The organism is Microcoleus sp. PH2017_35_SFW_U_B (assembly GCF_020737865.1).
GTDB lineage: Bacteria > Cyanobacteriota > Cyanobacteriia > Cyanobacteriales > Microcoleaceae > Microcoleus.
Genome location: NZ_JAEQDE010000021.1, coordinates 62,240 through 85,032, shown reverse-complemented (window position 1 = coordinate 85,032; position 22,793 = coordinate 62,240). Strand labels below are relative to the sequence as shown.

The window sequence follows — 22,793 nt, the reverse complement described above, 5'->3', positions numbered from 1 at the left end:
TCATGTCTGCCGTCCGCACTGTCCCACTACCGCTAAGGATTCTCGAACCGAGTGCTGAGAAACCGCAGAGATGGATAGTAGATTCACCCGATCGAAATCTGCACTCGCCCGGTCAGGAAATATGCCCGATCGAATCGCTTCCCATAACTCGATCGTTGCGGGTTCTGGTTCGGTGGCTAATTCTTGTTCTAGAATCTGACAGCAGCGATCGTACTGCTTCAAAGCAGCCGTGCGCCGCCCGCACTGTGCCAAAATCCGTATCAAACATTGATGGGCTGATTCATTCCAGGGTTCTAGTTGAAGCTGCCGTTGAACGTAATGTTGTGCTTTTTGATAGTTATGCTGGTGTTCGTAGTGTGTGACAAGTGCCATACAGGCGTTGACCACAAATTCGTGGAATCGTTGGCGATTCAGCATCACCCATGCTTCAAAAGCTTCGCTATCTGGAAGTTGAATGCGATCGAGAAACGCTCCCCGATACAAAGCAACTGCTTGTTCTAAATCAGACACGCATTCTGGATCGAGTTCACCACCGGCATAGGAATGTTCGCTGTGACCATCAAGCAATTGAGTTAATATAGCGACATCAGACGTATGCTCGCCCGCAGGATTAAACTGAATCGTATTGCGCGTGGTGAGAAATAGCGGTGAGTGAACCGTCGAATCTGCTAGCAGATGGCGGAGCGTGCATAAGGCTTTGCGAAGATTGCTGCGAGCGTTTGACTCGCACCGATCTGACCACAACAGCGCAGCCAGAGAATCGCGGTGATGGGGATAGCTTGATTCGATCGCTAAATAAGCAAACAGCGCCCGCACTTTCTCATAGGGGAAATTCAGGATTGGCTGCCCGTTCACCATTACTTGCATTTGTCCGAGCAATGCTAACGCTAATCGAGTCATAATATTGTGCCTCTTACAAAAACTTAATTGAGTGAATAGTGTGTGATTTGGGTCAATTCCCAGAACTTAAATTGTGCGTTTGAGTCAGTTATCTTTGCTGGAGATACCAATTCTAAAAACTCTTGCTACACTCTGCATCCTTGGCTTGATTTCAGGCAATCAACCTACTCTTTTTACTGTTGCATGAGTTTTAGGGAATAGTATTAGTATCAGCGGGTTTGTTTGACCTGATAAACCCAAGTTAAACCAATGCACTGACAATGCCAGCCATAAAAAGTCATAAAAAGTCGTATGTATTGATTCAGGAGCAGAGAAAGTACCCACAGGGGTACTCAGGATCGCAAATTAAATAATTTACACAATGAAAGTGGGATGGGCGTCCCGCCCGTCCATAAAGAACGGGCGGGACGCCCATCCCACAAGAATAATAAAGCTTGTAAGTTATTTAATTCTCATTCCTCAGCAAAAAAATTACGGTTATGAAATTGCTGAGCTTTTCCATAGTAGCCAAAACAGTAAAGCCAGAAAATTTTACCAATTCACGATCGATTCACGCTGCTGTGGACGATGCGTAGACGATGCCTTGTTAGGTTCTACACATGACTGAATTAACAAGAAACAGGAAACCCAACATGGATATTACAGGTACTAACGGCAACAACAATCTGATCGGCTCTTTACAAGCTGATACAATCAGGGGACTTGGAGGAAACGATTTCATTCAAGGTCTTGACGGAGACGATCGCATCTTTGGTGATAACGGTGGTGCAGCCCTGCCGAGCGATGGTAATGACACAATCTTTGCTGGAAACGGAAATGATAACGTCCAGGGTAATGGTGGCAATGACGTACTTTTCGGTGGTACTGGCAACGATCAGTTGAGCGGTGGCCAAGGCAACGATGTCTTGAATGGTGAGGCGGGCTCAGATTTCCTAACGGGGGGATTGGGCAATGACACCTTGAATGGCTTCGGCAATCAATCTGGTTCTCAAGTTGACGATCTTCTTGGTGGAGGTGGTGCAGATACCTATGTGCTTGGCAATTTCTCCACTGCCTTCTACACTGCATCCAACCAATTCGCGCTGATCCGAGGTTTTGCACCGGGTGAGGGCGACAAGATTCAGATTAAGGGCAGTCTGTCTCAGTACACGCTAAGGAAGGATCGTGACCTTCAACTGGGGGGCAGCGCATTTGACACGGAGATTCTGTTAAACGGAAACCGGATTGCTGTTATTCAAGACACGATCAATGTGCCTAATTCCTCGTTCTTTAGCGTTTAGGGATCTGCTCGAAATAAAGGATCCATAATCGAGTCATGCAGGGTGCATGACGCCATATAACACACCAACATATAGCGTTTTATAGAGGCAATCCACTCGTGGTTGCCCCTATTTCTTTGATGGTTGCGTCCAGGACTGACCGATTAGCAATTACCGATTACCAATTATTACTTGAAATTCTTAACTTTTTATGCTAATCGCCGTTGCGATCGTCCACGCATCCACCAACAGCAACAACAGCGTACATAAAAGTAAAATAAGATACATCCAAGGTTGAGACAAAGGGCGAACATCTCTAGTATCAATACCCGTTTTCGCTTGCACCAAACGCACTAATTTAGCAAATCCAGCCACCCGCATCGGCAACAAATAACCTTCACCCGCATGACTCAAAAAATAGTACACTAAACCTCCTTGACCGGTCGATCGAGGTTTAAGAGCCTTCACCTCAGTCCAAGGAAGATCCCAACCCCTGCGAAACACGCGCGGAAACCAGTTCGGATAGGTAACTTCAATCCCCTCCTCGGTGAGGATTACCCGTTCGCTGAGCACGCCGTAAAGGCCCGCTGCGCCGATCGCAATTGCCGCCCACAGTGCAGCGGGCGGAATCGGTGCTTTCGTTACTTCCGACAAAAACGGTAAGGGAATACTCAGGGCGAAGTACAAACTCAACAGCGTGATTCTAATCAGGGGAGAAAGCCGGAATACAGCCGGCTCAAATACTGGAGGGGAAGATGGCGAAAGTGCGATCGGTTCTGCTGACATGGCTGAAATTATAGCAGTGGACAGTTGACAGTTGACAGTTGACAGTTGCAGAACCCGAATCAAATCATTGATGCAGCACGGGTATCGGCTATATTCATGAAGTTTTGAGCCGTAGGGTGCGTCGCCATTAAAAATCCCCAAATAAAAATCGCTCGTCTAATAGCGACGCACCTATACTTTTGAATAGTCGAGCAAACAAACTCAATAATTATGTACCAATACTTGAAAGAAATGGTATAAGGTGCGTCGCCACTCGAAAAGTCGATTAAATGGGAGGGATTGTTGATGGATCCGCACCCTACAAATACTCAGGCAAATATGCAAAACATGACTATATTTGCACTGTTGACTTTCGAGCTAAAATTCTATTCAGAAACTTTGATTTTTAACTGTTGAGTTTTTACCGATTTGCAGGAGTTGGAATCTTGAGTGCCCAGTTATCAATTAACGGACAATTTATAACTCAAAACTCACAACTTATATTAATCAACGGCTGTTAATGCGGGTACTGTCAAAGGTTCTGAGATTTCTCGGGATTTGGGGCGGCCGGCCATCATGGCGCGATCGCCCTGAGCTTTGCCTCGGGATCTGCTAGGATTGACGCTTGAATAAGGGCCTTCGTTAATCTGCAAGCGATCGCAAGGAATTTTATCCGACAAAATTGCACTGGCCATCATCCCGGTGTGAATTTCCAATGCTGCGGCCCGCATCGCTTCAAAGACTAAACGCTGTCCGGGAAACACCACTCGTTCAAAATACCAGTTAGGAATGTTGCAGATGCGAGCAATCTGAATTTGACTCGTGGCGTTGACGTAGCAGCAGAGAATTTTGCTGTCGGCGTCTGAGGGTACTGGGTCAAGAATTTGAGCCATAAATGCTGAGGGGCTTTGCCTAAAAGTTTTAGTTATCTTCTCAGGCTAACATCTTGCGATCCCGGCCTACTGTAAAGCCGACTACCAACTGAATAACAGATGAGAGACCGATCGCACCTCATACTTGTCTTTACCCAAAAAAATACCAAATTTTTGACTTTTTCCGGCGATTTTCGGTCAATATACGCTGTATTTGCTTAAAATTTAACTTTTTTCTGCTGCGATCGCCCATCGACACCCACCAGCTCACCCTTAAGCCTCTTAGCAAAATTTAAGAATATTTAATATTAAATTGCGAAAATTAGATTGAATGTAAAGTTATATTAAAAGAATATAAACATAGTTAAAAAAGTTCCACATTAGGATATGGCAATCATGGAAAGCCGAGAAAACCGAGTTTTGTACGTTCGCCTCCCTTGCAATCCCATTTTCCCGATCGGAGTTGTGTACCTTTCGGATCACGTGCACAAGCTGTTTCCCGATGTCCAACAGCGGATTTTCGACTTAGGCGCGGTGCCCCCGCTGGATTACGCTAAAGGTTTGGATGCGATCGTAGATGAGTTTAGGCCAACGCTGTTAGTTTTCTCTTGGCGGGACATTCAAATTTACGCGCCCGTGGGCGGTAGAGGCGGAAATCCGCTGCAAAATGCCTTCGAGTTTTACTACGCCAAAAATCCCCTAACCAAGTTCCGGGGAGCTCTCGGAGGATTGCGTTTGGCCACGTCCTACTACACCGAACTCTGGCGCAATCTGGGACTGCTTAAGCGCGGATTGAAGCGGGCCCGGAAATACCATCCGGAAGCGCGCGCAGTCGTCGGTGGCGGTGCTGTGAGCGTGTTTTACGAGCAGTTGGGCCGCAGCTTGCCGGCCGGGACTGTGGTTTCGGTGGGCGAAGGCGAGGCTTTGCTGGAGAAGTTGATTAAAGGCGAAGATTTGGCACAGGAAAGGTGTTATGTAGCAGGAGAAACTGTACCGCGCGATCGACTAATTCACGAAAAGCCAGCCAACATCGAGAAAACTGCTTGCAACTATAACTACATCGAGAGCATTTGGCCAGAATTTTCCTATTATCTACAGGATATGGACTTCTACCTCGGAGTCCAAACCAAGCGCGGCTGTCCTCACAATTGCTGTTACTGCATCTATACGGTGATTGAAGGCAAGCAAGTGCGGATCAATCCGGCGGATGAGGTGGTGGCAGAGATGCGCCAATTGTACGATCGAGGTATCCGCAATTTCTGGTTTACCGACGCGCAATTTATCCCGGCGCGCAAATTCATCGATGATGCGATCGAATTATTGCAAAAAATCATCGCCGACGGCATGAGTGACATCCACTGGGCTGCTTACATCCGTGCGGACAATCTCACACCCGAATTGTGCGATTTGATGGTAAAAACGGGAATGAATTACTTTGAAATCGGCATCACCAGCGGTTCCCAGGAACTGGTTCGCAAAATGCGGATGGGCTACAACTTGCGCGTAGTTTTGGAAAATTGCCGCGATTTAAAAGCCGCCGGTTACAACGATGTGGTTTCGGTAAATTATTCATTCAACGTCATTGACGAAACTCTTGAAACCATCCGCCAAACTATTGCTTACCACCGAGAATTAGAGCGAATTTTCGGAGTCGATAAAGTAGAACCAGCGATTTTCTTTATCGGGTTGCAGCCGCACACAATTTTAGAAGAATACGCCTTTAAAAAGGATATTCTGCAACCCGGTTACGATCCGATGAGTTTGATGCCTTGGACAGCGCGCAAACTGCTGTGGAATCCCGAACCTTTGGGCTCGTTTTTCGGACAAATTTGTTTAGAAGCTTGGCAGCGAAATTCCAATGATTTCGGCCGCGAAGTGATGGCGATTTTGGAGGAAAAACTCGGCTGTGCGGATTTGGAAGCAGCTTTGACTGCACCTGTTGAAATCAAAGACAAACAGTTAACTGCTGTTCGTTGATTTCCTGGTTTGTAGTGAGGACTTCAGTCCTTCCAAATTAAGATAAGCCGGACTAAAGTCTTTACGACAAAAAGGTTCGTAGTGAGGACTTTAGTCCTTCAAGAAGGTTCGTAGTGAGGACTTCAGTCCTTCCGAAATTAAAACAAACCGGACTAAAGTCCTTACTACGAACCTAATTTTTTTCACATTGTCAACACTTGGAAAACAGAATCATAAATAGGAGATAAACATCATGACTTTTATCGACCCCAGAACGGATTTTGCATTTAAAAGAATATTTGCTTCCGCAGAAAGTAAACCTATTCTGATTAGCTTTCTCAACGGTCTGATTTATCAAGGCAATCCCACAATTCAAGATTTACAAATGATCGATCCGTATCAAGCCGGAGAAGTTGTGGGATTGAAAGACTCGTATTTAGATGTCAAAGCAACCCTAGATAACGGGACGATCGTGATTATCGAAATGCAAGTTTTGAATGTTAAAGCCTTTGAAAAACGGATTGCCTACAATGCAGCGAAAGCTTACGGAAATCAACTCACGCGGGGCAAGGGCTACTTCAGTTTAGACCCAGTAATTGCCATCACAATTACGGATTTTATTTTGTTTGAAAACACCAATAAAATTATTTCGCGTTTTTCTTTTAAAGAAGAGGAAGAACATTTTGATTATATCTGTCCGACAATGACGCTAATTTTTGTGGAGTTACCAAAATTTAATAAGTCTGTTGATGAGTTAGAATCTCTAGCTGACAAGTGGATTTATTTTATCAGAGAAGCACCGAATTTGGAAATGGTTCCAGAATCGCTGGAAACAACTGCACCGATTCAGCAAGCTTTTGGTATTGCTAATACCGTGAACCTCAGCCGCAAAGAATTAGATCAACTGGAAGCACAGGTCTTTTATCTGCAAGATCAGCAAAGGTCTATAGAAGAAGCCTTAGAAACCGGAGCTCAGCGGGGTCAAATTAATACTGTGATTCGTTTGCTGGAACGAAAGCTGGAAACTTTGGATGAGTCAATTAAATCTAGAATTGCACAGTTATCTAGCGATCGAATCGATACTTTGACAGAAGCTGTGCTTGATTTCAATAGCGCGGAAGATTTGGTGAGTTGGTTGCAGGAAATGGGCGATCGATAGTAAAAAGTCAGAGTGCGCCTTGCGTATCTTGTCTATAGCATTTTCAATTTCATAAAGAGCGATCGCACATTATGCCTTACAGTCAATTCACAATTACTAAAGCTAAAAAAGACTTTCAGTTAACTATCGTGGAGGGAACTCGGTTTTTTCCTGAGGTGGAATCAATTAATCCCAGTCCGAGATTGACTAGCGAATTAGAAGATTTGCCTTGGACGATCGCAGTTGGTTCCGAAAAAGCGAGATCGGAAGCCCTTGTCTACCCAGTTTTGCAAGAAGTCCGGCGCTTGATGAACCGCCAAATCAGTTTATTTTCGGGACGGGAATTTAATGTTGACCCCAGTTGCGATCTTACCGGATACGTCGATTTTTTAATTAGCCGATCGCCCGAACAGCTTACCGTTGAAGCACCTGCGATCGTAGTTGTGGAAGCAAAAAAAGCCGATTTGAACGAAGGGATCGGTCAATGTATTGCTGAAATGGTAGCAGCACAGCGCTTTAACGAAGCAGCAGAACACCCGATCGCAACTATCTACGGTTGTATCAGCAGCGGCACTCAATGGCGCTTTCTCAAGCTTTCAGGAACAACTGTGGCGATCGATCTTACCGATTATCCGCTGCTTCCCGTGGAAACCATTTTAGGATTCTTGGTTTGGATGGTTCAACAGACTTAGCTAGATTTCACTTATTCAGTAAAAAATAGGATTTCGCACTAAACCCAAAGTTTTTAGAACTTGCTTAAAAACCTCGCTGTCAACTGTCAAATGTCAACTGCTTGTTTAAATATCTTTCAATTAGGACGATCGCCACAATATCATCTACAGGCCGCGGCGGAGTCCGCATTCCCTGGGGAATCAAGCGAGAAAGTCCCGTCGCAGGGTACATTTCCCAGTAACGATCCTTCGCTTCTAGACTGCTGAACCTCTCGTCAATCTGCACAATTTTTATAAAGGGCGACAAACTCTGCGTCAGTTTTTGTTTCCAACTTTTGGAAGTTGTTTGGTCTCCCATGACTGGACAGCACTACTTGATGGTAGCAGATGTTCTTATCTCTACCCATCACGGCGATGCCGCACTTGTCTTTCCCCGGATCGAAACCTAAAATCATATTTATTAGTCCTCATTTAATAAGTTTTTACAGGGGCTTGAGCGCCGGCTAACTCAATCGCCAACTTATATCTAATCTGATACTTGCATTCTTGACTGTCTCAAAATCTTGGCGGGCGATCGTACTTATTTTACTTGACTTTTTTGCAGGATTGACATATTATATCATCATGGGAATCCGTGCGACCATATAATGCCTAAAATCAGAAACCGGGTTTTTGCCACAATCTTTACTTCCCCGTTTTAATTGATATCGTGTCCCATCAATTGACCGCAGCAAGATTCGTTCGTAGTGCGGACTGAAGTCCGCTCAATATTGCGGACTGAAGTCCGCACTACAAACCGTTTTTTGTTATGGTAATCGACCAGACATGATATCAGAAGGCGTATCTGATTCTGGCGGTGCGTCGCTGTGAGATTGTCGATTTGATTTGCAAATTGCAGATGGCGACGCACCCTACTATCTAGAGAGTAGAGAAGAGTCCTCACAGGGAAGACAGGGAGGAAGGGACAGTCAAAGCTACCGCTACACGAAAACCCCTGCACCTGTACGAGTGGCCCGCAGGGATCCAGTCGCGGCGGGCAGCACGGCAATACACCGCATAGTTGTACCACGAACCACCACGCAGCACTCGGCAATTACTTGTTCCAGTTTCCCAAGAACTTCCGTCAATCGGTGCGCCGTCATAGTTAATGTGCCACTTATCGCTGCACCATTCGCAAACCTGACCGTGCATATCATAAAGTCCAAAGGGATTGGGGGGAAAACTCCCCACATCCATTGTTTGTTCGCGGTAACGTCCCGTCGGTGCTGCACCGAAGGGAAAATTCCCATTATAATTAACTAAATCCGTGGTAATTGTCTCGCCAAAATAGAAAGGTGTTGCAGTTCCGGCGCGACAAGCATATTCCCATTCAGATTCCGAAAGTAAGCGATAAATCTTGCCTGTTTTTTCAGAAATTTTCCGGCAGAATGCTACAGCCTTATCCCAGCCTAAAGTTTCTACAGGCAGTTTCTCACCTCTAAAGTGCGATGGGTTATTTCCCATCACTGCTTGCCACTGTGCTTGGGTGATGGGGTATTTTCCTGCATAAAAAGCGGGTACTGTTACTTGATGGTGCGGACTTTCGCGATCGTATATACCTGATTCTGTTGCTGGCGAACCCATCATAAATGTGCCGCCAGGAATGTAAACCATTTCTAGTACAACTCCATTACCTAAGTCTTCTCTGAAGTAATGAGCAAAGGACTTGATGCGACTGTTTTCTTTTCCTTTATCATCGACTGTGATGACATCAAATTCAAATGTAGGGAGATAGTCTTGAAACTGCGGTTTTATCTTTAAGTCATCTCTATCTTTCAGGAGTGAATAGGCAGCAAATTTCACCTGCATTGATTCCTCGCGCAAGGCTTGCACTATCACATCTAAGCCTGCTTCTCCATATTTCAGTGCTTCGGAGAGTGCGGCGATTTTCACTTCGACAATGGGTGAGGCTAAGCGGCTTTTAACACCGGGTATGCCTCCGAGTACCGCGGCATTGACAGGAATTGAATTTTGTCCGCCACGGACAGCATCGTATTCTCTGGGTTCATTTTGATTCTCTGACATTACACCGCACTGTCCTGCATTTTAATTGAGTAAAATTTTGTTTTGTGATGTCAATATCTCAGGGATCGATTCTTAATTTCTCTCTTTGACCTTTTAGCGGTGCGGTGCGTCGCTGTGAGATTGTTGGTGGTGCTTCCAGATTTTTGGTGGCGACATACCCTACGATTGCTATATATATGGCGACACGGATTCCCATGATTTAATGATATGTCAATGGCGCGAAAATGTCAAGCAAAATTGCGGTTCGATCGCCCAAAATATTTCATCAAATTCGATAGATCGATCGCACTTATCTAAGTTTCAAATCTCCCCTAGCTGGATCTTGTTGTCCGGTGCGGAAAACCACGACTCCGTTTGACAGAGCAACTAAATCTATTTTCAGCGGCCCGGCGATGTAAGTGACATCCGCGGCGATCGCCCGAACCTCCAATGGTTTATCGTACTGCTGTAGTCGATCGACAAAACCGCCCAAAGTTTCAATCCGATTGTCCGCAACTTGGACTCTACCGCCGACAACACCAATTAACCGAGCGCGAAATTGACAAGCTTCGATCAATTGCTGCAACTGTTGTCGCACCTGTTCGTCAGGTAAAGCTACGGGATCGACAGCAACCCCTGCAATCACATCTCCAGCGCGGAACACCACTCGATTGATTTCGGCTTCTGCAAATACCTTAATTACCTTTTCTTGTCGCAGGTAATTAGCGCCGGCTACAATCCGCACCACGTAGTCTTTACCGTCTTTGATCTGACTGATTAATTGATCGATTTCCGCTTTAGTAATTTGAATAACCTGCTCTCTAACCTTATTATTTTCCGGCTGCATCAGTTCGACGGTGGTTTTATTTGCTTCTTGCAACAGTCGATCGATCGCGCGCCTTTCCGTACCCGCTTCCTGGATGCGAACCACGCCAGCAGCTAAAATTTGACCGCGCCTGATCGCAACTGTACCCTCGCGGATGGCTTGAAAATCGCGTTCCAAAACTTGCATTTGCTGCTGCAATAAAGTTTGTTGCTGTTCGAGTTGAGCTTGTTGCTGTCCCAGGGTTTCTAAAAGTGCTTCCCTCTCGGCAATTACCTTGTCCCTCTCGACAATTATGCGATCGCGCTGGGCGAGATTTTCCGCACGCTGGGCAATTTCCTTGTCTCGCTCAGCAATTAGCTTGTTGCGATCGACAATTGCCACATTTCGTTTTGTAATTTCTGCCTCTCGCTGGGCAATTTCCTTGTCCCGCTGAGCAATTTGAGTTTTAACCTGCTCTCGCTGCTCGATTAACTGTTGGCGTTCCGCTTGCAGTTGGGCGATTTCCGAGCTCAAAGTCGTTTTTTGCCCTGAAACAGTCTTCAATTGATTCTCAGTGCGATCGAGCTGAACTCTGGTAGTCGATCGCGCCGTTTCCACCAATTTCAATTGTTCTTCTGTCTGAGATTTAGCCGCTTCCACAGTAGCAAGCTGTTCTTCCGTTTGCGATTTAGCCGCTTCTACCTGACTTAACTGCTGTTCAGTTTTAGACTTGGCTGCTTGCACGCTGTTAAGTTGGGCCCGCAGCGAATTTAATTTTGTTTGCGTCTTAGCTTGCTCGGCATTAGCTGCTTGGAGCGATTGATTAATTTGCTCTAAATTGGCTTTAGCTTGGGATTGAGCCGCCAAAGCTTGAGCTAATTCAGTTTCAACTCGATTTTTCTCTTGAGTGGCTTGTTTGATTTCTCTGCGGGCGTTGTTGAGTCTTTTTTGAATCTCGTCTATGCTAAAAACTCCGGTTCGCAGCGGCTTGCTGGTAGCAAATAAAATGCCCAGAGTAATGGCTGACAGGATGCTGCCGGCCATCACTGTCACTACAACAGCGGTATCGCGGGGGCGCAGTTTGAACAAACTCAATCTGGCCTTGCCGACTTTCGTCCCAAGGCGATCGCTAACAGTAGCGATCACGCCGCCCAACACTAACATTACAAATATTAAGATGTATCCAGCAGTCATTCCGATTTCTTATTTTAGATTGTGGATTTTGGATTGAAGAAAGAATCCAAAATCCAAAATCGTATAATTTCTCGGCATCAAGTGAATTGCTGGCTTAAGGCCACCGGATTGTGAACTGTGATCTTTTTCTTGTGGATCGAGATCATTGTTTCTTGTCTGAGATCCCCCAGCAAACGAGTCACAGTTACCCGCGTCGAGCCGATCGCCTCCGCGATCGCCTGATGGGACAGCTTCAAATCAATCGTAATCCCATCCGTACTCGGCACCCCAAAATCCCGGCATAGAATCAGCAAAAAGCTGACGAGTCTCGAACCCATATCTCGGTGTGCCAGCGTTTCGATCATCATCTCGGTTTGCAAAATCCGAGATGACAGTCCCCGAAGCATCACCATCGACAATTCCGGGTCTTCCTTGAGCGCTTTCTCCACTTGTTCGATCGGCAGCGAGATCAATTCCACCGGTGTAAAGGCTACCGCGTGGTAAAACCTATCCGATCTGTGTCCCGTAATCAGAGACAGCACCCCAAATACGCTGTTTTCGCGCAGGAGGGCGACTGTAATTTCTTCCCCTGCTTCGTACACCCTGGAGAGCTTCACAGCGCCTTTAATGAGAACGTAGACGCGCTCAGCCGGATCTCCAGGGAAAAAAATTGTCTTGCCCCGTTCAAAGTTTTCGACAATGGGCGGAAACGCCCCGCCGCTGATTTGGCGGAACACGGCTGCTAGCGGTCTATCATGTGTCACGACGAGATCCTTTGTACTAATCAATACTTTGTAACTTGTCGATTAACCTTATTGAGTAAATATACTGCCCAACCTCCAATCTCTAGGGATTCTGTTACTGTCATCTAATGTTAAGGTAAGCACACGCTGTATGATTAAATCTAGCCCTTCTCTTAACTTTTTCAATTCCGCCCCATCTAGCTCCACAGCAAAATTAATATCAATTGTGTCTCAATTGTGTCTGAATCAGTTAAATCTGAATCGGTTGTGTCTAAACTGGCGGGGTTGTCGCATACAGCCAATGAGAACGGTGCTAGTTGCTTCTTAAAAAAATACAGATGATAGATTTGACCGGAAAAAATGCTCTTGTTACGGGCATTGCCAACAATCGCTCGATCGCCTGGGGCATCGCCCAGCAGCTCCACAAAGCTGGGGCTAATCTCGGCATAACTTATTTGAAGGACGAAAAAGGCAAGCACGAGCGCAAAGTCGCTGAACTCGTGGAACCGCTCAATCCCAGTCTGTATCTGCCCTGCAATGTCCAAGACGAAAGCGAAATCGAGTCTACTTTTAAAACCATCGCCGACAAGTGGGGCAAGTTAGATGTCCTAGTTCACTGTCTGGCTTTTGCCGGCAAAGACGAACTTTCCGGAGATTTCAGCAACACCTCGCGTCAAGGCTTCTCCAATGCTTTGGATATTAGCGCTTACTCGCTGGTGCGGCTTTGTGCTGCTGCTAAACCGCTGATGGCCGAAGGCGGCAGTATTATCACGCTAACTTATTTGGGCGGTGTGCGGGTAGTTCCTAATTATAATGTCATGGGAATTGCTAAGGCTGCTTTGGAAATGAATGTTCGGTATCTGGCGGCGGAACTCGGCCCGTTAAATATTCGGGTAAATGCCATTTCTTCAGGCCCGATTCGGACTCTGGCTTCGTCAGCAGTTGGCGGCATTCTGGACATGATCCACCACGTTGAGGAAGTGGCACCGCTGCGGCGGACGGTAACTCAGCAGGAAGTGGGAAATGCTGCGGCTTTTCTGTGCAGCAATCTATCTAGCGGGATTACGGGTCAAGTTTTGTATGTCGATGCTGGTTACGAAATCATGGGAATGTAACAGCTTTTAAACAGTTGACAGTTGACAGTTGACAGTTGACAGCGAAGTTTTTAGACAGTTGACAGCAAGATTTGCAAACAGTCAACTGTCAATAACTGTCTTTTGTTCGCTACAAAAGTGTTAATCCCAAATTACTAATTAATTCTAATGAATGACCAATTGCGAATTATGGAAATAATCGATCGCCCGCCTGTACCTCCTCCAATTTCTAGTAACACGATCGCCAGGGCCGCCTTGGTGAAGCGCACAACACTCGAAACGGATGTCACTGTCAGCCTCAATCTCGACGGTTCGGGAACTTGCAAGGCGTCTACAGGAATTCCGTTTTTAGACCATATGTTGCAGCAGATTTCTTCTCACGGATTGATTGATTTGGACGTGCAGGCGATCGGCGATTTGGCGATCGACGACCATCACACGAACGAAGATGTGGGCATTACCTTAGGTCAAACCCTAGCAAAAGCTGTCGGAGATCGATCGGGCATTTCTCGTTTCGGACACTTCATCGCCCCGCTGGATGAAGCATTAATTGAAGTAGTGCTAGATTTTTCGGGAAGGCCTCATTTAAGTTACAACTTGGAAATTCCCACCCAGCGCATCGGTAGTTACGACACCGAGTTAGTGAGAGAGTTTTTTGCTGCGGTGGTGAACCACACTCAAATGACACTGCACGTCAGACAGTTGCAGGGCGGGAATTCTCATCACATTGTCGAAGCCGCGTTTAAGGCATTTGCGCGGGCTCTGCGGATGGCGGTGGCGATCGATCCTCGGCGCGCCAGTCGGATTCCGAGCTCTAAAGGAGTTTTGTAGTTTAGGGGTAGTAACTGCGTCCCAAAAAACAATCAAACAATTAGTGGGGTGGGCTTCGCAGCACCACCCCGAATATGCAATTTAAATTCACAACACCCTACTACCTATCCAAACGTCGTCAAGAATCGGAAAGCATCGAGGACGTGACTCGCACAAACGTAGGGCGAAGTATTGTAAAAACCTTGCCACGCCGCCGCCTTATCTTCATCATACCTGTCCGCTCTTTCCGGGTGTTTTCCTTGCCAATTCAGCCGCACCGCGTGACCGACTAATACATCTAAAACAATGTATTCTTCTACTTTCAATTCTGGATTCCGCTGGGCGATCGCAGCCAACTCCATCAGCGCCTCAATATTTACTTGTCGATATTCCGGTGCCACAATCTTGTTCAGCAAATGCTCGATTTGCAGCGCAAAATTCTTTTCACCCGGCGTCATTTCCGATAAAATAACATCGCTATCTAACCGATTTCGGCGCTCTAATTTGTCGCCAATAATCAAGCCTTTACAGTGCCGCAGTAATCCCCAAACACTCGGATAAAAATCTTTCGGTACGCGATTGACTGCACCTTCCATTTGCCGCTTGCGACGCCATCCTCCCGCAGGCATTTGTGGTTCTTCAAAAACAGGCGCGACTACCCATTCAATATCTTTTTCCGGCTGTTTGACGCGCAGGGATTCTTGCTCTTTGAGGATTTGATTCATTTCCTCGTATTCTGTCAAAACTTGGCGCAGGCGATTTTTGATTTCAAAGGGACTTAGCTGCATTAAATGTTCGTAAGCTTCGTTTTGCGTAACTCCCAATTCGCGGGCTAATTCGCTGGTTAACAACAAAATAAAGTAGCTAACTCTCAGTGTCAGCAGACCTTTAAATAACTGCGGTTCGGCTTTAATTAGGACGCTGAGATAGATAATAACTTCTTGGGTGAGAACTCGATCGCGAACATCTTCTCCGCAGAATTCCCGAATTTTATCCATCACTTCCATGTAAGAACCAGGCCGCGAAATCACCGAATCTTCGCTGTAGGCTTTCCCCACAGCAATTTGTTTTTGCCTGACCAAAATGTCTGTCACTGCATCAGACAAGCTGATATCAACCTTGTCGAGCAAACCTGCGGCATAGCGGATGACTGCCCATTGGATTTTTGACTGCGAACTTTCTCCAGCTTTTGTATAAACTTCGTTGAGCAAATCCACAACTTTTACTGTTGCTTCGGCGCCTCCAAATCCTGTATCGAAATTTAGTCCTTTTAGTCGAATCAATGTGTGCAGCAGCTCTATTTGTTCGTACAAGTTCTCTGAACCGCGCAGGCTAGCGAGCAGCAATTTAGTATTAGTTTCGCACTCTAGTTTGAATTCTTGCGTGTGACCCAAAGGCCAAGTTTTTTCGGGATTGTAACCGAGATAGCTGCGGGTTTCTATTGCACCTGTTACCGGAGATTCGGTGAATTCAAAATCGTGCATGAAATCAATTCTTTCCGTACCCGCAGTCAGCATTAACTGGTTGAGATTCCCGAGTTTAACTGGCGTGTTTTTGCAGTGTCCGTCCCGGAGTTCTTTCATCAAGTCTAACAATGCTTCCCGGCCGGTTTCCAGCATCGCATGAGTTAACATCAGCGTTACTGTGGGGCGTCCTAACTGATACCAGTGGCGGTGAATGTGAGCGATTTCACTTTGGATTTTAGATACTAGAAAATGGTAGTCTAGGGTTAGGTAAAATTCTTCTCTGTCCAAAAATGAGGGGAGAAATACGATCGCCTCTCCGCGAATTTTGAACACCCGGGAAGTCGTCAAACTCCGCAAACGGCGCACGGGGCGCCCGGTTAAGCCTAGCGGATCGTTGCGTCCAATCTCCGCGTAAATAGCGGATAATTCCTTAGTTTGGCGGACTTGAATTGGTGCTACCTGCTTGGGCGTTTGGGCTGCTATGCCGTTAGCGGCTAATTCTGCTTGCAAATCTTCGTCTTCAGCTAACAGGGCAATTTGCACTAAAGGTTCTCTTTGCTGGCCGACTGACAGATGCCTTCCTAGCGGGTCGATATCCCCCACTGCAATTAATTTCTCGTTCAGCAATTGACCGAGAAAATACAAACTTTGCGCCCAAACTAGGGGAACATTTTCATTGGGTAAGCGCTGCTGGCTGCGGGGATTTAATTTTTCGGCTTCTATATTTACGGCAGGGACATAGTACAATTCTGGTAGTAAAGGTAAACCAGCGCGATCGACTGCCAGAGATGCCAAACGCTCCTGGTACTCTTCGACTTGGGCTTGGTTTCCCTCAAATATGCCGTCCAAGAGCAGATAAGTGAAAAATAGCGGCCACTCGCATTCTATACTATCGAACTGCTTTAATTCTGTCGGTTCGTAATGCAGGCGATCGGCATCTTCTAAAACTGTTTGGTGTCCGTCCCGCAGAAACCGCTTGCAGCCGTAATTTCCCTGTAATTTGTCAATAATTTTATTGCGAGTCCGCGCTACTAATTCTTTGTCTTCCACAGCAAAAGCAGGAAAACTAATCACGCTCAATAAAGCAGCATCTACTTCTTTTGAACTAGATTCGCGAGGCAAAAGCGATTCCAAAGTGATGCGGCTTCTGGCAATTTCATCCGGTAAAACGTGAATTACCGATGCTTGAGAACCGTTAACTCCGAACAAATCCAATCCATTGATTGCTTCCAGTGCTGCTTTTGCCATACCCACAGAACTGGCATTTAATTCGGCATTACCGCGATTGATTTTATGGCCTCTTTCCCAAATTCCGTAATCGGGCGTGCGGTAAGCTCTACCGATGTAGTAAACTAAATTTTGGACAAAATTGACTTCATCGATTGTAAAAACTATATGCAATCCCGAAGCCGTCATTTGAGCAAGAATTAACAAAAAGATAGAGGTAGCATCTAACTGCAAATGTCCCCACTCGTCATCGCCGACAACAATGTTTCCGGTTTGAGTATTGTATTTGGCGTGCAGGGCATCTAGGGGCAATTGAGTATTTTTAAAACGTTCGACTTTGTTTGCTTGCTGCATCATCGCAAACATCAAGCCGCGCATTAGTTTGACTGTGCTGTGTTCGAGTTCAAATGTTCTGCCGCGATCGCCATCAATTTTGCGGTAAGCTAAACCCAAACCCCACACTGCCAAAATGCTGTACACGTTATCGCGCACCCAGGCATCGGTGTAGTCGCCGTGGGCGTTAACAGCCGTACTCGCCGGCAGCAAACCGGTTATTGGGTTCTGGCGTTTGAGGATGACGTTTTTGATTTGCTGGTAGTAATAATCTAACCGGGTTTGCCGCTGGGTTGTTGCGATCGCCATTTCGTTTTCCTTAGTTTTCCTGATGCGAGCCGAATTGCGGTGAATAGACTTTTAAATATATCAGAGTTTCTATCATTTCTCAAGTTCTACAAACATAACAAGGTATTTGCCATGTCTAGCCGCAACAACAATAACAACAGCGTTGCTTTCGTAAAGATTGTCTACTCTACAGTGAAAATTAATGGTAAAATTGAACTCGTGCCGATGGAATGGTACGCTGACGGCTCTGTCAAGAAAATGGAACGCTAAGAGGCGATCGCACAGGTGGAAATTTTAGATTTTAGATTTTATATTTTAGATTGGGCATTTGGGGCATTGGTAATTAACTGGCGGGTACCTCACAGCAAGCGAGAGAACCGCTATACCAGCAAGCAAAAGTGCGATCGCACTCAGAGAAAAGCTCTCACCCTTAATTTTCCCCTATTTTCGGCACCAACCGGATTTTTGGCGTCCAGAAGTGGCAAGTGCGGCGATCGCCAAACTAAGCTAATTTAAACAACTAGGTATGTAGGAATCTCAAAGTAAAGAAATATGGATCGATCGCGCCCGCAATTCTCAGTCCTGGGACTACCAGTTCACATATTAGACGATTATGCAGGTTGGCTGATAGAGCGCCTGCATCAAGGGTTAGGGACTCACGTCGTGACGCTGAATGCTGAAATGGCAATGCAAGCCGAACAAAACCCGGCTTTAGCCGATGTAATTCGCTCTGCCGAGCTCGTGATACCCGACGGTTCTGGAGTAGTGCTGTATTTGCGAATGCGCGGCAAATCGGCACAGCGGTTTCCGGGGATTGAACTAGCAGAATCGCTGCTGCAACAGGCCGGAAAATTGCCGAATTCCGAACCAATATTTTTCTTTGGAGGTGCACCCGGAGTCACGGCGAAGGCGGCGGAAAGTTGGCAGCAAAAAGTTAATCGATTGTCTATTTCTGCTCAACACGGCTATCTTTCTGCTGAGGAAGAAACAGAATTCTGTGAAAGCCTCAAACAAATACAGCCAAAAATTATTTTTGTCGGCTTAGGAGTGCCGCGCCAAGAGTTTTGGATTGCCGAACACCGCCACCTTTGTCCGCAGTCAATTTGGGTGGGAGTTGGCGGCAGTTTTGATATTTGGGCTGGAACAAAAGACCGCGCACCGGCGTGGTTTTGCGACAATCATTTAGAATGGTTGTACCGGCTTTATCAAGAACCTTGGCGCTGGCGCAGGATGTTGGCTTTGCCACAATTTGCCTTGAAAGCTTTAGGCGATTTGCGAGCTTAGAAAGTTCCCAATCAAATCCGGTTTGCGGGTGTTATTGCTGATATTTGCGATCGCCCGCGAACCCGTCTCTACAATAATTGTGGTTAATTTATTTGACAGATTCAGCATATTCTACATGATGATGAAGCACAGGTGATGTAGCGAGTGTTAAAGCGGATGCTCGAAACAACTGGCGAGTCATTGCGGGCGATCGATCGCACCTGTTGACCTTGCTACAAAAATCCTCATCAATTCCATCAACGATTGGCAGAATCTCGATCGATCTGCCAGAGCCAGATTGTACCTAATTGAGAATGAACAACATCGGACACAAACCGCATCCCCACCTTCTGTAGTACCCGATTGGAAGCATTAGCTTCACCCAGAGTATGAGCGTTGACTGCTCGCACTTCCTCGCGATCGAAAGCATAGTCAATTAGCCCCTGTACTGCCTCAGTTGCCAATCCGCGATTCCAGTATTCGGCAGCTATTTCATAACCAATTTCTACAATGCCCGACTCATTTGGTTCACCTTTGAAACCTCCATTACCCACAAGCACTGCCTGTTGCGGGTGAATAAACAAATATCCATTCCAACCATTAGAAAGCGGTAAGGATTCATCCTCAGGGAGGGAAAATGCTTGATACTCCCCACTGATGAATCAGGGGGATTCTTGACTAAGACCACAAAGGGACTTTCAAAGGCGTTATCAAAGCACCTCTACTGACTCCCTTGAGACTTATCCCCAAGGTTGCCGCTACTTTTCGACCAATATTCGCTGCCCCATTGCAGTCTGCATTAATCAACAAACCTTCAAGAGTACGATACAATCCGCGCTTAACTCGTTTACCACAAGGTTGCCACCCACGAAAGTTTTTCGCAGAATTTAGGTAGCAAATCAAGGTCAATAAATGAAGCCTTGGAAGTATACGAATCTTCCGTTTCTACAAACTTAATCCCGTATTCTTCACACAGTTTAGCAATTCTATTCTTGAGTCTACCCGTCGGAATTTGCACAAAATTCTGATTGGTTTGAGAGCCAAGATTAATAGCATTCTTCATGCCAGCATTCCAACCAAATATAACAGTACCAAGATTGTTGCTTAAGCAATGATTTATCACTTTTCGAGCTGCTTTATTAATAGCATCTCGCATCGTCCGATTGCGATTTTCTGTCAAACGCGCCAGTCGTTTTGACCAATAACCATTTGCCTTCCCTGACATCAAAAAAGCAACACGCTTATTGTATCCTTGATTGAGCGACTTCAAATGTAACCCATCAACGATCAAGCTAGTTCCTATATTACTAACACAAGTTAGCCAGTTGTTCATTCCGTGGTCGATCATCAAAGCTTTAGATGGGTCTACATCTGCTTGGATATCTGCCGTTTTGTAGACTAATTCCAAATAGAAGCAGCCGTTTCTAGGTAGGATTCGATATTCTCTGATTGCTTTGTCGTCTAAGTTTGTAGGCCAAGGTAGATAAAAAGCATCCAATCCGAACCAGGCTTTAACTTTAGTACCCAGCGGAAATCTCAAAAGTCCGTCTTTAAGTCGAACGGAGCGACCTGTATAAGTCACCAAAGCTAGACCACCTTGTCGATAATTAGGTAATCTAGGTCTTTGAGTTACCGTCCCTTTTTTGATGCCTTCTAGAAGTCCAATATAGGATTTAAAAGACTCGGCGACAGTAGTTAAAATCTGCTGTGCCGTGTCCGAATAGAATGCCTTGTAATGCAGATTTTGATTCTCCGTGCCTAACACTTTGTGTAACTCTGCCCTCGTCGGTATTTTACCAGTCTTGAAGTACATCTGTCGAGCATAATAAATTCCGCAATTCGTCAATTTTGATGACTCACTGCACAGGAATTCTAGAATTGCTTTGAGATTATTATCGGGACTAATGAGATTTTGTTGACATCCAAACATTTCTATTTCCTCCTGATTATTAGATTAGCATAGCAATCTTATTTAAGGTGGGATTTTGCCAATAAAAAACATTTTGTAGGCGACTATGAAAAGATTTATTCTCAAAAAAGATGTAGGCGACTAAATAAGTCGCAGCCGCGTTCCTCCCCATGTCGGTAGCCCGGGGCTTCCCGCTCGTTTTCGGTGAGGGAACTGCGGCCAGTTATTAGGTACTGTGACTTGCAAAAGTTCTGCCAGCTCGCTTTTACTGCTCAAAAAAGCCTTGATGTGTATCCGTTCGACGGGGAGTAGTTGCAGATTAGTCGTCTCAATCATGGTTCTGCCTTCTCGATCGATATTTGATTGGAAATTTAATTCAAATATGACTTACGCAACAAAAACACTTTTATTTTTATTGTATTTTAAAATCGTCATATAGCAAGGCCTCCAGAATCTTTTTAGGAGAGGTTTATTAAAGTGATTTTCGTTATTTAGCTGCGACTCTAAGTTGGAGAGCGGTTTTATTTCCTTTTTTTGCTGGGTACCGAAGAGCATGGCGGATGAGCCATTTGACTTCATTAGAGGCACCGTTTAGCCAACGATCGCAAATTGCAAATACCTGTTCGGGGTGGTCTTTGGCAATATCGCCCAGATTGTTGGCGACACTGCGACGCACGTAAAGGCTGCGATCGTCCTTCAGGGCATCAAGGATTGGGAATACGGGGGCTGGGTTGGCGATGAAAGCGGGGATTCGCGTTCCCCAAGGAAGTCTGGATCGCGTACCTTCAGAACAAAGACGACGGACATGGGGGTCTGGATCCGATGTCCAATCAAGCAGTTGCGAAAGGGTGCGATATTGTTGTTGAATTAGAAACGGTCGTATGGAAAACTCCGCACTAAACCGTTTGGTAAGTTCGTATTGGGCAAGCATGGATATTTCAAACGGATCTTGTCCATCATTATCTTTTAGTTCTATACCATACTTAGCAATGAAACAAATATGAGGAAGATAAAAAAATACTGCCAGTTTTAGTCCATCTGTTTGAGTTAGTGGCGGTGTCAAAGAAGCCACAAGTATCTCAATAGCTGTCGCATATTTATCAGGCAAACATTGACGGAGTGCTAATGCCAGATGTCGGCCGCGTTCCATAAGTTCAAGCGAATCCAATCCATCTAACGCAACCTGACGAAACGATTTTTCATCAAATTGCGGGTACGCGAGCAAGATATTGTGTGCCAAACAATCAACTGCTTCTGACCCAAGCAGATGCTTCAGAGGAACTCCCTTCTGAATTGAACTCGGCGCGGTGGGAATGCGCGGCATATCAATTGCGGTATGTTTCATTCAACGATCGGCAAAAAGGTGGAATTTATATCTAACTATCCCGCTTACTAAACGCAGGCAATTTCCCTGAATGTCATGACTAAAGCGTAGATTTTATCGAGCCATTTGCTCGATCGCTCTTACAAATCGCGCTGTTTTCATATTGTGCAAAGCCTCGTTCAACAAGACTTTTCCAACCAGTAGTTTTGCTTCAGAATCATCCAGCTAGAACTTTTTCTGCACTATTAATCTAATCTATTTTCTGGTTAATAAAACATGGTGCGAACCTGCCATAGATACCAGGCCGCCCACAGCGAGAACATAGCAAACGGCGAAAATAGCAGGGTGCCAAAACGAATAGACTTAGCATTCAGTTCGCGGATCAGAATGAACGTAAAAGAGTACCAATAAAGCACGTTTGCCATTTGTGCCGCTAGCCAACCAATTTCCCTGCCATTGTAAAGCCAAAAACAACCAACAATCAACAGAGGTACAGACCATAAAAGATCCGCAACTCCCAACCCGTAAGTCACGATTAGGTCAACACGTTCTGCTTCTGTCTCGACAACCGATGGACGGGGCAGCCGCAGGAAAGCAAATATCCAGAAACCCAAGTGCAGTAAGGCTGCAATCCCATTCACCGTTGCAATCAGTTTGATTCCAAAATCTGTGATTTCTTGATTTTGCATTGCTGTGGAAATCAATGTGCTACCCCTTAATCGCGATCTATGGAACTGTTTTGCTCTCAAGAGAT

General features: G+C 45.7%; 21 protein-coding genes and 1 pseudogene. 9 read left to right on the top strand and 13 right to left on the bottom strand.

The annotated features are described in order from the left end of the window. Window positions 1-900 (bottom strand): BTAD domain-containing putative transcriptional regulator, encoded by a 900-nt coding sequence (locus JGK36_RS01855; RefSeq protein ID WP_293195836.1) that lies wholly within the window; start codon window positions 898-900, stop codon window positions 1-3. 599 nt (window positions 901-1,499) lie between these two features. Here JGK36_RS01855 and JGK36_RS01850 point away from each other — a divergent pair. Then, on the top strand, window positions 1,500-2,180 hold the full coding sequence (locus JGK36_RS01850; protein WP_293195834.1) for a calcium-binding protein: 681 nt from the start codon (window positions 1,500-1,502) through the stop codon (window positions 2,178-2,180). Between the two features lie 180 nt (window positions 2,181-2,360). On the opposite strand, the gene JGK36_RS01845 is transcribed toward JGK36_RS01850, so the two are convergent. Both JGK36_RS01845 and JGK36_RS01840 read right to left on the bottom strand, forming a co-directional pair. Next, window positions 2,361-2,945 carry a hypothetical protein gene (locus JGK36_RS01845; RefSeq protein ID WP_293195949.1) on the bottom strand — a complete coding sequence of 195 codons (585 nt, stop codon included), beginning with the start codon at window positions 2,943-2,945 and terminating at the stop codon, window positions 2,361-2,363. A gap of 482 nt (window positions 2,946-3,427) precedes the next feature. Then, window positions 3,428-3,817 (bottom strand): DUF1830 domain-containing protein, encoded by a 390-nt coding sequence (locus JGK36_RS01840; RefSeq protein WP_293176394.1) that lies wholly within the window; start codon window positions 3,815-3,817, stop codon window positions 3,428-3,430. 375 nt (window positions 3,818-4,192) lie between these two features. On the opposite strand from JGK36_RS01840, the gene JGK36_RS01835 reads away from it, so the two are divergent. The 3 genes from JGK36_RS01835 (at window position 4,193) to JGK36_RS01825 (ending at window position 7,582) form a co-directional block, all read left to right on the top strand. Further along, window positions 4,193-5,773 (top strand): photosystem II high light acclimation radical SAM protein, encoded by a 1,581-nt coding sequence (locus JGK36_RS01835; protein WP_293195832.1) that lies wholly within the window; start codon window positions 4,193-4,195, stop codon window positions 5,771-5,773. Window positions 5,774-6,005: 232 nt separating this feature from the next. Continuing rightward, the gene (locus JGK36_RS01830) at window positions 6,006-6,911 is read left to right on the top strand and encodes an Rpn family recombination-promoting nuclease/putative transposase (protein ID WP_293195829.1); all 906 of its coding nucleotides are present in this window, start codon (window positions 6,006-6,008) and stop codon (window positions 6,909-6,911) included. 71 nt (window positions 6,912-6,982) lie between these two features. Then, window positions 6,983-7,582, top strand: a complete 600-nt coding sequence (locus tag JGK36_RS01825; protein WP_293176390.1) for a hypothetical protein — start codon at window positions 6,983-6,985, stop codon at window positions 7,580-7,582. A 79-nt stretch (window positions 7,583-7,661) separates the two neighbouring features. Here JGK36_RS01825 and JGK36_RS01820 read toward each other — a convergent pair. From JGK36_RS01820 to ntcA, 4 genes and pseudogenes are all read right to left on the bottom strand, one after another. Further along, a pseudogene (locus JGK36_RS01820) lies at window positions 7,662-8,016 on the bottom strand (resolvase). Window positions 8,017-8,500: 484 nt separating this feature from the next. After that, window positions 8,501-9,625: a formylglycine-generating enzyme family protein gene (locus JGK36_RS01815; RefSeq protein WP_293176386.1), complete on the bottom strand. Its 1,125-nt coding sequence runs from the start codon at window positions 9,623-9,625 to the stop codon at window positions 8,501-8,503. Window positions 9,626-9,914: 289 nt separating this feature from the next. Continuing rightward, window positions 9,915-11,603 carry a DUF3084 domain-containing protein gene (locus tag JGK36_RS01810; protein ID WP_293195826.1) on the bottom strand — a complete coding sequence of 563 codons (1,689 nt, stop codon included), beginning with the start codon at window positions 11,601-11,603 and terminating at the stop codon, window positions 9,915-9,917. A gap of 77 nt (window positions 11,604-11,680) precedes the next feature. Then, entirely contained in the window at window positions 11,681-12,346 is a 666-nt protein-coding gene (gene ntcA / locus JGK36_RS01805; protein WP_293145473.1) for a global nitrogen regulator NtcA, read from the bottom strand. 317 nt (window positions 12,347-12,663) lie between these two features. On the opposite strand from ntcA, the gene fabI reads away from it, so the two are divergent. Together fabI and hisB are read left to right on the top strand one after the other, a co-directional pair. Further along, window positions 12,664-13,440, top strand: a complete 777-nt coding sequence (gene fabI, locus JGK36_RS01800) for an enoyl-ACP reductase FabI (RefSeq protein WP_293130545.1) — start codon at window positions 12,664-12,666, stop codon at window positions 13,438-13,440. 147 nt (window positions 13,441-13,587) lie between these two features. After that, window positions 13,588-14,250: an imidazoleglycerol-phosphate dehydratase HisB gene (hisB, locus tag JGK36_RS01795; RefSeq protein ID WP_325314964.1), complete on the top strand. Its 663-nt coding sequence runs from the start codon at window positions 13,588-13,590 to the stop codon at window positions 14,248-14,250. A 104-nt stretch (window positions 14,251-14,354) separates the two neighbouring features. On the opposite strand, the gene JGK36_RS01790 is transcribed toward hisB, so the two are convergent. After that, on the bottom strand, window positions 14,355-17,564 hold the full coding sequence (locus tag JGK36_RS01790; RefSeq protein ID WP_293195823.1) for a glycoside hydrolase family 15 protein: 3,210 nt from the start codon (window positions 17,562-17,564) through the stop codon (window positions 14,355-14,357). Between the two features lie 111 nt (window positions 17,565-17,675). Here JGK36_RS01790 and JGK36_RS01785 point away from each other — a divergent pair, with 111 nt between their 5' ends. The 3 genes from JGK36_RS01785 to JGK36_RS01775 are packed head-to-tail and all read left to right on the top strand — an operon-like array spanning window position 17,676 to window position 18,827. Further along, window positions 17,676-17,813, top strand: a complete 138-nt coding sequence (locus tag JGK36_RS01785; RefSeq protein ID WP_293190302.1) for a hypothetical protein — start codon at window positions 17,676-17,678, stop codon at window positions 17,811-17,813. 15 nt (window positions 17,814-17,828) lie between these two features. Further along, complete coding sequence (locus JGK36_RS01780; protein ID WP_293190301.1) at window positions 17,829-18,059, top strand: hypothetical protein; 231 nt, start codon at window positions 17,829-17,831, stop codon at window positions 18,057-18,059. 36 nt (window positions 18,060-18,095) lie between these two features. Continuing rightward, window positions 18,096-18,827 (top strand): WecB/TagA/CpsF family glycosyltransferase, encoded by a 732-nt coding sequence (locus tag JGK36_RS01775; RefSeq protein ID WP_293176378.1) that lies wholly within the window; start codon window positions 18,096-18,098, stop codon window positions 18,825-18,827. On the opposite strand, the gene JGK36_RS01770 is transcribed toward JGK36_RS01775, so the two are convergent. The 5 genes from JGK36_RS01770 to JGK36_RS01750 all read right to left on the bottom strand — a co-directional run bounded on the left by JGK36_RS01770 (window position 18,807) and on the right by JGK36_RS01750 (window position 22,728). Continuing rightward, entirely contained in the window at window positions 18,807-18,935 is a 129-nt protein-coding gene (locus tag JGK36_RS01770; RefSeq protein WP_293195820.1) for a hypothetical protein, read from the bottom strand. The two genes, JGK36_RS01775 and JGK36_RS01770, sit on opposite strands and share 21 nt — an antisense overlap. A gap of 128 nt (window positions 18,936-19,063) precedes the next feature. Continuing rightward, on the bottom strand, window positions 19,064-19,465 hold the full coding sequence (locus JGK36_RS01765) for a GNAT family N-acetyltransferase (protein ID WP_293176534.1): 402 nt from the start codon (window positions 19,463-19,465) through the stop codon (window positions 19,064-19,066). Between the two features lie 188 nt (window positions 19,466-19,653). Next, window positions 19,654-20,736, bottom strand: coding sequence for a transposase (locus JGK36_RS01760; RefSeq protein ID WP_293195818.1), 1,083 nt, complete (start codon window positions 20,734-20,736; stop codon window positions 19,654-19,656). A 466-nt stretch (window positions 20,737-21,202) separates the two neighbouring features. Then, complete coding sequence (locus JGK36_RS01755; protein ID WP_293176372.1) at window positions 21,203-22,060, bottom strand: hypothetical protein; 858 nt, start codon at window positions 22,058-22,060, stop codon at window positions 21,203-21,205. 245 nt (window positions 22,061-22,305) lie between these two features. After that, a complete protein-coding gene (locus JGK36_RS01750) occupies window positions 22,306-22,728 on the bottom strand; it encodes a hypothetical protein (protein ID WP_293176370.1) in 423 nt (140 codons plus the stop codon). Window positions 22,729-22,793: the final 65 nt, after the last annotated feature.

What these genes read in the sequence shown, in the direction of transcription:
- JGK36_RS01855 (WP_293195836.1), bottom strand. Translation starts at nt 900, where the DNA reads ATGACTCGATTAGCGTTAGCATTGCTCGGACAAATGCAAGTAATGGTG.
- JGK36_RS01850 (WP_293195834.1), top strand. Translation starts at nt 1,500, where the DNA reads ATGACTGAATTAACAAGAAACAGGAAACCCAACATGGATATTACAGGT.
- JGK36_RS01845 (WP_293195949.1), bottom strand. Translation starts at nt 2,945, where the DNA reads ATGTCAGCAGAACCGATCGCACTTTCGCCATCTTCCCCTCCAGTATTT.
- JGK36_RS01840 (WP_293176394.1), bottom strand. Translation starts at nt 3,817, where the DNA reads ATGGCTCAAATTCTTGACCCAGTACCCTCAGACGCCGACAGCAAAATT.
- JGK36_RS01835 (WP_293195832.1), top strand. Translation starts at nt 4,193, where the DNA reads ATGGAAAGCCGAGAAAACCGAGTTTTGTACGTTCGCCTCCCTTGCAAT.
- JGK36_RS01830 (WP_293195829.1), top strand. Translation starts at nt 6,006, where the DNA reads ATGACTTTTATCGACCCCAGAACGGATTTTGCATTTAAAAGAATATTT.
- JGK36_RS01825 (WP_293176390.1), top strand. Translation starts at nt 6,983, where the DNA reads ATGCCTTACAGTCAATTCACAATTACTAAAGCTAAAAAAGACTTTCAG.
- JGK36_RS01815 (WP_293176386.1), bottom strand. Translation starts at nt 9,625, where the DNA reads ATGTCAGAGAATCAAAATGAACCCAGAGAATACGATGCTGTCCGTGGC.
- JGK36_RS01810 (WP_293195826.1), bottom strand. Translation starts at nt 11,603, where the DNA reads ATGACTGCTGGATACATCTTAATATTTGTAATGTTAGTGTTGGGCGGC.
- fabI (WP_293130545.1), top strand. Translation starts at nt 12,664, where the DNA reads ATGATAGATTTGACCGGAAAAAATGCTCTTGTTACGGGCATTGCCAAC.
- hisB (WP_325314964.1), top strand. Translation starts at nt 13,588, where the DNA reads ATGAATGACCAATTGCGAATTATGGAAATAATCGATCGCCCGCCTGTA.
- JGK36_RS01790 (WP_293195823.1), bottom strand. Translation starts at nt 17,564, where the DNA reads ATGGCGATCGCAACAACCCAGCGGCAAACCCGGTTAGATTATTACTAC.
- JGK36_RS01785 (WP_293190302.1), top strand. Translation starts at nt 17,676, where the DNA reads ATGTCTAGCCGCAACAACAATAACAACAGCGTTGCTTTCGTAAAGATT.
- JGK36_RS01775 (WP_293176378.1), top strand. Translation starts at nt 18,096, where the DNA reads ATGGATCGATCGCGCCCGCAATTCTCAGTCCTGGGACTACCAGTTCAC.
- JGK36_RS01770 (WP_293195820.1), bottom strand. Translation starts at nt 18,935, where the DNA reads ATGCTGAATCTGTCAAATAAATTAACCACAATTATTGTAGAGACGGGT.
- JGK36_RS01760 (WP_293195818.1), bottom strand. Translation starts at nt 20,736, where the DNA reads ATGTTTGGATGTCAACAAAATCTCATTAGTCCCGATAATAATCTCAAA.
- JGK36_RS01755 (WP_293176372.1), bottom strand. Translation starts at nt 22,060, where the DNA reads ATGAAACATACCGCAATTGATATGCCGCGCATTCCCACCGCGCCGAGT.
- JGK36_RS01750 (WP_293176370.1), bottom strand. Translation starts at nt 22,728, where the DNA reads ATGCAAAATCAAGAAATCACAGATTTTGGAATCAAACTGATTGCAACG.